This is a genomic window from Streptomyces sp. NPDC001231, from assembly GCF_042896885.1.
Lineage (GTDB): Bacteria > Actinomycetota > Actinomycetes > Streptomycetales > Streptomycetaceae > Streptomyces.
Window position 1 is genome coordinate 1 of the sequence record NZ_JBIAXS010000065.1, and the last position, 9,279, is coordinate 9,279.

8 protein-coding genes are annotated in these 9,279 nt (G+C 67.2%); 4 read left to right on the forward strand and 4 right to left on the reverse strand.

Annotation, left to right across the window (positions count from 1 at the left end):
* The first annotated feature begins 151 nt into the window (after positions 1-151).
* Together ACFY3J_RS38565 and ACFY3J_RS38570 are read left to right on the forward strand one after the other, a co-directional pair.
* On the forward strand, positions 152-400 hold the full coding sequence (locus ACFY3J_RS38565; RefSeq protein ID WP_384096826.1) for a hypothetical protein: 249 nt from the start codon (positions 152-154) through the stop codon (positions 398-400).
* A 222-nt stretch (positions 401-622) separates the two neighbouring features.
* Positions 623-826 carry a cold-shock protein gene (locus ACFY3J_RS38570; protein WP_141360305.1) on the forward strand — a complete coding sequence of 68 codons (204 nt, stop codon included), beginning with the start codon at positions 623-625 and terminating at the stop codon, positions 824-826.
* A gap of 351 nt (positions 827-1,177) precedes the next feature.
* Here ACFY3J_RS38570 and ACFY3J_RS38575 read toward each other — a convergent pair whose 3' ends face one another.
* Positions 1,178-2,782, reverse strand: coding sequence for an IS4 family transposase (locus ACFY3J_RS38575; protein WP_390842868.1), 1,605 nt, complete (start codon positions 2,780-2,782; stop codon positions 1,178-1,180).
* 319 nt (positions 2,783-3,101) lie between these two features.
* On the opposite strand from ACFY3J_RS38575, the gene ACFY3J_RS38580 reads away from it, so the two are divergent.
* Entirely contained in the window at positions 3,102-4,655 is a 1,554-nt protein-coding gene (locus ACFY3J_RS38580; RefSeq protein WP_390842869.1) for an alpha/beta hydrolase, read from the forward strand.
* Positions 4,656-5,483: 828 nt separating this feature from the next.
* Here ACFY3J_RS38580 and ACFY3J_RS38585 read toward each other — a convergent pair.
* From ACFY3J_RS38585 to ACFY3J_RS38595, 3 genes are all read right to left on the reverse strand, one after another.
* Positions 5,484-6,005 (reverse strand): hypothetical protein, encoded by a 522-nt coding sequence (locus ACFY3J_RS38585; protein WP_390842870.1) that lies wholly within the window; start codon positions 6,003-6,005, stop codon positions 5,484-5,486.
* A gap of 216 nt (positions 6,006-6,221) precedes the next feature.
* The gene (locus tag ACFY3J_RS38590) at positions 6,222-7,337 is read right to left on the reverse strand and encodes a ParB/RepB/Spo0J family partition protein (RefSeq protein WP_390842871.1); all 1,116 of its coding nucleotides are present in this window, start codon (positions 7,335-7,337) and stop codon (positions 6,222-6,224) included.
* Positions 7,334-8,497, reverse strand: a complete 1,164-nt coding sequence (locus tag ACFY3J_RS38595) for a ParA family protein (RefSeq protein ID WP_390842874.1) — start codon at positions 8,495-8,497, stop codon at positions 7,334-7,336. The genes ACFY3J_RS38590 and ACFY3J_RS38595 overlap by 4 nt, the downstream gene beginning before the upstream one ends.
* 215 nt (positions 8,498-8,712) lie before the next feature.
* Here ACFY3J_RS38595 and ACFY3J_RS38600 point away from each other — a divergent pair, with 215 nt between their 5' ends.
* Positions 8,713-9,114, forward strand: a complete 402-nt coding sequence (locus ACFY3J_RS38600; protein WP_390842872.1) for a hypothetical protein — start codon at positions 8,713-8,715, stop codon at positions 9,112-9,114.
* Positions 9,115-9,279: the final 165 nt, after the last annotated feature.

Below are 9,279 nucleotides of genomic sequence, written 5' to 3' on the forward strand. Positions count from 1 at the left end.
GCGTTAACAACGCTCGTGGTCAATACATCTAGCACGCGTCTAGCACGACCTGTTCGTACCGAACTCTCGGCGGGTGCGTTTCTTCTTACACATGGCGTCCGGGTGACCTCCACTCAGATCGCCCTGGTCGGCAGGGAGGTAGCGTCAGCGCATGGACTTCCGTATCACCGCTGAGGAGGAAGCGCTCGTCTTCCGGCTCGCGGAGCTCCTGGACGGCGGCATGCAACCGCTGGAGACGCAGCTCGTCCAGGAGCTGGGCCCGGACATTCGGCAGCAGCTCGAAGGGCTCAAGGCGAAGGGCTGGATCCTCGTCCGCGAGGCTGCAGACGGAATGATGGTCGTCGATCTCACCAGGCCGGCGTGGAAGGCCGTCCGCAGCCGCCGCGACGTCGGCCGGTAACGGCCGTCGTGACGCTAGAGATTCGCCTACGCGATCCCATAAGGCCTGTGATCTTCGGCCTCGCCCGGTGTAGCGTCGCTACAAGTAGTCGTGGTTCCGAAGTCCGTTCGCCCGTGACACACGTCTCGGGCGTCCTTGCTGTTCAGCGCCTCTCCGGACCAAGGCGATCACCTCCGGATCCCGCACGGTGCGAGATTCCGAATTTCCTTGAGGGAGACAGGCATGGCCAGCGGCACCGTCAAGTGGTTCAACGCTGAAAAGGGCTTCGGTTTCATCGAGCAGGACGGCGGCGGCCCCGACGTCTTCGCCCACTACTCGAACATCGACGCCTCCGGCTTCCGCTCCCTGGAAGAGGGCCAGCGGGTCACGTTCGATGTCGGCCAGGGGCAGAAGGGCCCGCAGGCGGAGCACATCCGCCCCGAGTAACAACGCATAGGGGGACCCCGGCCGGATGGTTACCGGCCGGGGTCTCTTGCTGCCCGGGTGAAAGGGGGACAAGCCAGTGCGCACCCCTGGCAGTGATCCGCCGCCCCGAACCCGCAAAGTCACAAGGGGACATCGACGTGCTCCCCCACGGCGAGCACGTCCGCAGGCAGAGAGGTCTGGTCAGCCCGCCATCGACGGCTTCTGACAGCCAGCCGCGGTTGCGGTGGTTGCTGTACTCCGCTGCTGTACGGCAACGGCTCCGGAGTGATTGCGCCGATCGAGCCATGTATCCCCTCTGACCTGCGCGGGAGGGGCCTTCCCCCAAGGCCAGGTAGTTAGCGCTCTCGCAGGTCACGCAAGGGGTGTTGACGTCCATGCAGTCGCTGCGTAGAGGCCAGGGCCGATCTTGTGGATGAGTCCGTCGTCGGCCCATCGGGAGAGCTGTCTGTACATGGTGTGCAGTGTGATGTCCCCGAAGTGTGCGGCGATCTCGCGGGGGCGCCAGAGGCGGGTGGGGTTCTCCTGGAGCAGGGCCAGGATCCTGTGCCTGCGGCGCCGGGTGGGGAGGACATATCGGTCGTCACGGGAGCGGGTGGGCAGGGCCGGCTGCGTTTCCGGGGGTTCGTGGATGGAGATGTCGAGGCTGATGACGGCAAGGGTGACGTCAGGCCGTCCGTCGTCATGACGCTCGCTGTAGCGGGACATCGGTGATTTGACCTTGCGAGTACTCACCCGCTGCCGCCTGGCCGGGAGCAGGCCGGCGAGAAGCTTCTGTCCTATGCGGCCGTCTGCGGCGTAGTTTGCTGTGCCGACGCCGGCGGCCTGGACGACCTGGTCGCGAGCTGCCTGGAAGGCGATGGTGAAGCCGCAGCGGTCCGGGTCGGTGCCCGGAACGGACTCGGCGGCATCGACCATGATCGTCCGCAGGGCCTGGTAGAGCGTCAGCAGCGCCCACATCTCCTGCTTCACACCGTTGGGGTCGCCGGAACGCAGGACGCGTCCGGCCATGATCGTGTGACGGAGTGCGTAATACGCCGATTCGTGTTCCCACCGCTGGTGGTAGAGGCGCGTCAGCGAGGCGGCGGGGTAGCGTCGGGAGTCGGTCAGACTGGTGGCCAGGCGGTAGGAACCGGTGAAGCACGTGCCGTCGGCGCACGTCACGGTGATCTGCGCGTCGATGACCCGCACCCTCACGGTGCCGATCACCGACAGGTACGAGCCGTCGGCCAGACGTGTGAGGACCGGGGTACGCCGGTTGCTGCGGAGCCGGCCCAGGAACTGGGCACGGGTGGCACTCACCGCGGCGAGGAAGGCATTGCCGTCGAAACCCTTGTCCCACAGCACCAGCATGTGCGGCCTCAGCAGGTGCAGAAGGCGGGAGGCATAGCTGGTCTCGCCCTCGTCGGTGGGGCCGAAGACCACACCGAGGAGGGCCCGTGTCCCGGTCTCGACGAGTGTCATCAACTCAAGCGTGGGATAGCCGTGATGGGAGGTCCGGCCGAGCCATGCCCGGTTGCGCTCCGTGTCGGGGACCTTCTGCGAACTGCAGCCGTCGAACGACACCGTCCGGTACGGGCCGAAGCTCACTCCTGGGGTCGTCGGCCGCGCCAGCGGCCCGGCCAGTACGTCGAACAACGCCCGCACCGGTGTGGCTCCCAGCCTGCGCCGCAGGTCCCGCAGCGCCTTCGGAGTCGGGGAAGCGACCGGCACGTTGGCCAGCCCTGCCGTCAGCTTGTCCCAGACGAGCCGGTAGCCGACTTCGGGAAAGAGGCACATCGCCAGCAGAAAGTAGATGCCGACGCGGGACGGGAGATCGCGCAGTCGCCTCTGGAGGCGACGGGTCTCGTGAAGGACAGCGTCGACCAACTCGAACGGTATGACGGCCGTCAGCTCGCCCAGATGACCGGACGCGAACTTGCCCGCAGCCACGGTTACCGAACGGGTGATGGCCATCATCGGCGCATGCAGAAGATGATGAGACGGCAACGGAGCTCCTTGGAGACAAGCTGTCTTGGTCGACTGCCTGTACCAACGAGCTCCGTTGTTCTACGTCAGAAATCCTTGCACGCCCCTTGCGTGACCTGCGAGAGCGCTAACTACCTGGCCTTGGGGGAAGGCCCCGTTCCCAACTTGGGCCCCGGACATCGCACGCCGGGCGTCCGGCCGTGCTGTCGGAGGCGGCTTGTATCCTGCACGCATTTGACGATCGGACGATCACGGATACGAGCATGCGGGCACGGGGCGGGCGTCCAGGGGCGGGAGCGCGGGGATTTCGATGAGTGGCGCACATCCGATACAAAGCCATAGACCGGGCCTCTCGGTCGGCGCGCGCATCATCGCGGGGGTCGTCCTCGCCGCGATCGGGGCCGTCGGCGCCTGGCTCCAGCACGACGCTCCCGGCCGGAGTGCGGAGCCGCGTACGGAGTTCACTGCGAACAACCCGCCCGCCAGTCTGCCCACCGCGCTCACCACCGGCCAGCACCTCCACTGGTCCAGCTGCACCTCGCCGCCCACCGCGCGCACGGGCTACGACTGCGCCACCATGAAGGCCCCCCTCGACTACCGGAAACCGGACGGCAGGACGATCGACGTCGCCTTGATCCGCCGCAAGGCCACCGGCCCGAACGCCCGGCGCATCGGCTCGCTCGTCCTCAACTTCGGCGGCCCCGGCATGTCCGGCGTGAGCGGACTGCCCGACCTTGTCAACCAGTACGAGCCTCTCCTCGACCGCTACGACCTGGTCTCCTTCGACCCGCGCGGCGTCGGCGCGACCATCCCCGTGCGCTGCAGGAAGACCGCGGAAGACACCGGCTACGACGGGGCCGAAGCCTGCGCCGAGCACTCCGGGGCGCTCCTCCCGTACGTCGGCACCTCGCACACCGCGCGCGACCTCGACCTGATGCGCTACCTCCTCGGCGACGAGCGGCTGCACTACTTCGGCGTCTCGTACGGAACTGCGCTCGGCGCGGTCTACGCCCACCTGTACCCGTCGCACGTCGGACGGCTCGTCCTCGAGGCATCTGTCGATCCGACCGAGGACCTCGACGAGAAGCAGGTGTCGCAGGTCAAGGCGGTCCAGGCGGCGTTCGACCGGTTCGCCGCGCACTGCGCGGCCCGTATCCGCCACTGCCCGACCGGCGACGGGCCCGAGGAGGCCGCGCGGCGCATGGTGCGCCTGGCCGACCGCCTGAAGAAGAAGCCCGCCCCGGCCGGCGCCGGAAGGAACCTCGACGCCGACGACCTCGCGTACGCCGTCAGCGACTACCTCCGCGACGGCACAGACGGCTGGACGCCGCTCGCCAAGGCCCTCACCGCACTGATCGACCACAACGACGGCCGTCCGCTGAGCAAGGGCGCGGACACCATCGGCTCCGCCGACCACGCGGAGGCTCCGCGCGGATACAGCCGCGCCGCCCAGCGGGCGATCACCTGTGCGGACTCCAGCCTGCGCCCCGGCTTCGAACGCCTCGACCGGGACGAGGCCCGCATCAAAGCCGCCTCACCCGTCTTCGGCGCGGCCTGGTCCACCGGCGTCTACCGCTGCTACGAATGGCCGTTCGGCGGCGAGCGCCCCACGCTCCAGGTGAACGCCGACGGCGCTGCCCCCGTCCTGGTGGTCGGCGGCACCGGCGACCCGATCACCCCGTACCCCGGCGCCCGCCACATGGCCCGCGCCCTGGGCGACGGCGTCGGCGTCCTCCTGACGGCCGAGGAGGAGGGCCACGGCACATATCCGCAGAACCGCTGCGTCACGGAGACGGTCGACCACTACCTCCGCACGGGCTGCACCCCGGCCCCGGGGACGGTGTGCCGGGGCAGCATGTCCTGAGGCTCGTACGGATATCTCACGCCCGGACACCGAGGTCTGATTGAGGCCGCCGGGATGAGAATCCAGGAAAAGGCGATGGTGAGATGCCCTCCAACCACTCACCCCCAGCTCCCATCCCGTCCGCCGTCGACCCACACACCGTGGAGCGGGCGTGGCTCATGGCGTCCAGGTGGAGCGCGCCACTGTACGAACGACCTGGACGCCATGAGCCACGTCTGCTCGGCTCTGCCTGGGTCGACGGCGGACGGGATGGGAGCACCCCGCGCACGCCACGATGGGCCCGCAGTCGGGGACGGCGCCCCCCATCCCGGTGCCGGCCGATCCCCCGCCGGAGGCACTGTTCTGACCTCGGCTGTGCCGTCTCAGTCCAGCCCTGGTCTTCGCTCCCTTGTGGGCGCGGGCGGGCGACGGCGCGCGGCCCCGGTGACGAAGGCAAGGAGGGGCGGCGCGGCGGCGACCGACCGGCGCCGCCGCGCAGTGCGCGGCACCTCCGATCCCCGATCGGACTGCTTGCAGTTCAGGAGGCTGGGAGCGACGGCGAGCGAAGCGAACTCTTGATGAAGTGGGGAAGGTATTACCGCGCGCACTACGTGTTGCGACGCTACATGTGCGCAGGGATCCGTCGCAGTGGATGTCCGAACGCGTTCGCGACGGAGACCAGTTCCTCGTCGGTCAGCCATCCCCGGTTCGGGTTCAGGACCGCGATCCTGAACCTCGCAAATCCCATCGGCCAGTCGTAGACCAGCTCGTTGAGGGACGTTCCAGCGCCACAACAGGGGACCGTCACTCTCGCCGCGATCGGGCTTTGGCTCCGGTAAGGACCTGTCCCTAGTACCGCCCCCACCAGGCTGGGGACACGCTCAACGCCCATACGTCGCCCGCTTGGTGGATCTCTGGATCGTCGACATCGTGATCGCCATCCCCGAAGGGGTCGGGGTCGTCGATGACGAAGATGCGAGTGCCGGACTCGGGCACGCGATAGCGGTGGACGTCCCCCGAGAGGTCGTCGGGCTCGATCTTGCACCCCAAGGAAAGGATCATGGACCGCAACTCCTCGAACCGGGCACGGGGCGTGGACTCTCCGTACTCGCGCACTAGGGATGGCGGCACACAGTGGCCGTGGACCAACCGGTGGACCTGCACGCTGATCCCGAAGCAGGACATGGGCCCATCGGCGTCTGAGAAGGAGAGCTCCACCAGCCCGTAGTCCCGGCGCAGCAGCTTCTTACCTGGATCGTCGAGGTAGTCCGGCCCCACTGTGGCTTCCCATGCGCCGGGCCCGGATCCGATGCCGATCGCGAGGACGTCGCGGTGCGTGGCGACGTGAGCGTAGAAGTCCAGATCGGACACCCGCTGATCTCCTTGGTTTGGGGCAGTATGCAGACCAAACCGTAGCGAGAACACCAGTCAGAAGCTGGGAAGCGGGTGTAGGCACCCGATCGGGCTCAGCCATTGCGAGACAGCACCCGCCACGGCATCCGACTGGACCCATGGGACACGCCCTGGTAGCCAAACGGTCCCGCTCCCTCCGTACAGGCAAGGTGAGCGGGACCATTGGGCGGTCTGCTATCGGGCTCCCAGGTCGGCCAGCAGAGCCTTGTACTCATCCGGGTACCGAGTTCGCAGGATGTCCATCCATACCCGGGCCCCTTGGACGAACGTCTCCGGCTCCATCTTCTGGTGGAGATGGTGGACACAGTAGGGAGCATCGTCGTACGGGAGCTGCTTTGGCTGCTCGGGCTGCCCTGCTGGCTCCGAGTTCGCCGTCCTCGGTCCCCCTGCGCTGGTGCGCGGTTCCGGGATGGACTCGACAGCCTGGTCACGACCGGCGGACGGCGTCGCCGGAACGGGCCCGGACGAAGGGGGCGGCGAAGCGGCTGGGCGAGCGGGCGCCTCCGGGATTATCACGCCGTGATAATCGGCGGGGCCTGCTGAGCGCTCAACGACCTCCTGCGGCTGGGCCTCTGCCTTCCTGCGGGCTGTCTCCGCCCGCTCGTCCGCCTTGGCCTTCTGCTCTTCGGGAGACAGCTTGCCGAGGTTGCGGACGTGTTCCACCTTCCGTTCCCCAGTCACCAGGTCCTTCTGGAGCTCGGGGGTGAGCTTCAGCAACGACAGTTTGCTGGAGATGGTGTTCTGCGGAATGCCCAGCCGTTTGGCGGCCTTGGTCTGCGAGCCGTAGTAGTCGACCAGGGTCTTGAGGGCGTGGGCCTCTTCAAGGTCGGTCATGTCGTCGCGGTGGTAGTTCGCGACGAACGCGGCCTCGAGGAGGGCTTCATCCGTGGCGACGCGGCCGTTGTCGACGCGGACCGGGATGGTGGCCATTCCGACGCGGCGAGCGGACTCGAGGCGGCGGTGGCCGTCGACGACGATGTACTGCGCCCCGTCGTCGAGGTCGCCGGCGCGGTCTGGCCTGTTGCGCAGGTAGGCCTCGACTGTGGCAACGGCGATGGGAATGATGATGCCGACCTCGCGGACGGTCTGCACCGTCTCGTCGAGGTTGCGCAGGTGGTTGCGCGGGTTGTCGGGGTTGTCGCTGATGAGGGTGACCGGCAGCTCGGTGATGGCCGCTGCGGTCGACTCCTCTCCTCCGATGGTCTTGTCGATGAGGTTGCGTCGGGAGGACCGGGCTCCGCGGGCCGCGCCGAACGCGGGTGCCGATCCGAGCATTTCGGCCTTGCTCAACGGGTTGCTCCCCTCGCTACCTGTCGCATGGCTTCCGCCTGGTCACTGTGCGGGGCGTAGGACAGCAGCGGCATCCGCTTGCGGACCGCTTCCCTCTGTTCCTTCAGATCGCCGATGACGGAAAGGACCTTCGGGTCACCGAGCGACTTCCAGTTGTCCAGGGAGGAGGTTGCGACGTAGCCGCGTCGGGAGTCGTACAGGTTCACGACGAGGCCCAGGTAGTCGACCTCGAGGGAGAGGTCTTCGCAGAGGTCTTCGATCTGCTGGGCAAGCATGCCGTAGGCCGTGGCCGATGAGTCTTCGGCGAGGACGGGAATGACGACGCCGGACACGCCGGCGGGTTCGCCGCGTCGCCTGCGTCCGTAGTAGAGGGCGGCATCCATGGCGATACCGAGGCTCGGCGGGCAGTCGATGATGATGACGTCGTAGTCGGCTTCGAGGGGACGCAGTGCCAGCTCGAGGGCTGCTTCCTTTTGAAAGCCGCGCTTTTGCATCGCCACCACGGCGATCTTCGCGTCGAGGAGGAACCCGTCGAAGCAGGCAGGCAGTACGTGCAGCCGCTTCTCGAACCGCGGATCCTCTATGACCACGACCAGGTCGCGCAGATCCCCCGTGCCTTCGCCGCACATGTGGGAGACCAGGCTGTCGTGGTTGGGTTCGATCTGGGGGACTCCGAGCTGTTCGCTGAGGTGCCCCTGAGGGTCGAAGTCGACGATGAGGACGCGCTTGCCTTCTTCGGCGTAGGCCTGCCCGATGCCGGCGGAGATGGCGGTCTTGCCGACACCACCCTTCTGGTTGCCGACGATCTTCCGTTCGGGATCAGTTCCGCGAGCGCCGTGCTGGGGGGACGGGTTCGCGTCGAGCCAGTCACGGATCGACTGGGCGAGGCCCTGCGTGTAGGAGACACCCCGGTTGGTGCAGGTTTCCTTGAACTGCTCGTACAGGCCCGGCGGAAGCCAGGTGGAGAACGACTTGGCGCCGGCGGTGTCCACTTCAGTGCCGATGCCGGCACTGGCACGCCAGTCGTTGATGGCTGCCTCGACGGCGTCCTGGATGTCCAGGCTGAGTTCGGCGGCGCGGACCTTGAGTGCTTGTTGGAGCGCCGAGGGCAGCTTGGACGCTACCTTTTCCCGGTCTCCGTCAGGGTATGGAGAGGCCATGACGTCAGCATACTGACTTCTGAGGCTGTAGCGGCAACCAGTTTGCAGGTTTTGACGCTGTTTCACCCGACCGGTTCCGCTCGGGTTATCACGCCGTGATAGTTGCTGCCCTGTCCTCGTGATGTGCAGGCAGTCCCGAGGTCCGTGGGCATGTGCCATGTCATCCCGGTCATCTGCAGGCAAGTTCTGGAAACACTTCCCCCGAAGCGAGCTCGATGCCCTCAGGCATGTTTGACAGGCTCACCGTTCCGCTGATGATCCATAATCCGAGCGTGGACATCTCGGACGACGGCCCGGCGCCGGCCCCCGAGTGGCAGGACGCCGACAACAACTTGTGCGGTGTTCTGCACGGGAACCTCGACACCTCGGCTGTGGCCGAGCGCTTCGTTCGAGCCGGCTGGAGGTCCCGATCGTCGTCCTGGGACACGTACGAAGTCGAAACCGACTGGTGCCGGGCCGACCTGGATCCGGTCGAGGGGTCGGACACCTTGCTGAGCGGTGTGATCGACCCTGGCAAGCTCGATGCCCTCGCAGTGCTGCTCTCGCGGTTCGGGCTGAGCTTCGGCCTTGAGCTGTACGACGAGCAAGGCAGCCTGCGCCGGGAGACCATCGGCTGAGCGGTCGTGCCGCGGCCCTTCTGCCCGTCGGAAGATCCATGACCGCTCCCCTCAACGGAGTTTGAGCCCTCCATGAGTCCAACGGAAGACCTGCGTCCTCGACTGATCACGCGGTTCCCGAACGGGTGGGAGACCGTCGGACGGAGGCGAGCAGGACCCTCGGTT

Coding starts and splice junctions, on each gene's coding strand:
- ACFY3J_RS38575 (WP_390842868.1), bottom strand. CDS start 2,782: ATGATGGCCATCACCCGTTCGGTAACCGTGGCTGCGGGCAAGTTCGCG.
- ACFY3J_RS38595 (WP_390842874.1), bottom strand. CDS start 8,497: ATGGCCTCTCCATACCCTGACGGAGACCGGGAAAAGGTAGCGTCCAAG.
- ACFY3J_RS38565 (WP_384096826.1), top strand. CDS start 152: ATGGACTTCCGTATCACCGCTGAGGAGGAAGCGCTCGTCTTCCGGCTC.
- ACFY3J_RS38570 (WP_141360305.1), top strand. CDS start 623: ATGGCCAGCGGCACCGTCAAGTGGTTCAACGCTGAAAAGGGCTTCGGT.
- ACFY3J_RS38600 (WP_390842872.1), top strand. CDS start 8,713: ATGCCCTCAGGCATGTTTGACAGGCTCACCGTTCCGCTGATGATCCAT.
- ACFY3J_RS38580 (WP_390842869.1), top strand. CDS start 3,102: ATGAGTGGCGCACATCCGATACAAAGCCATAGACCGGGCCTCTCGGTC.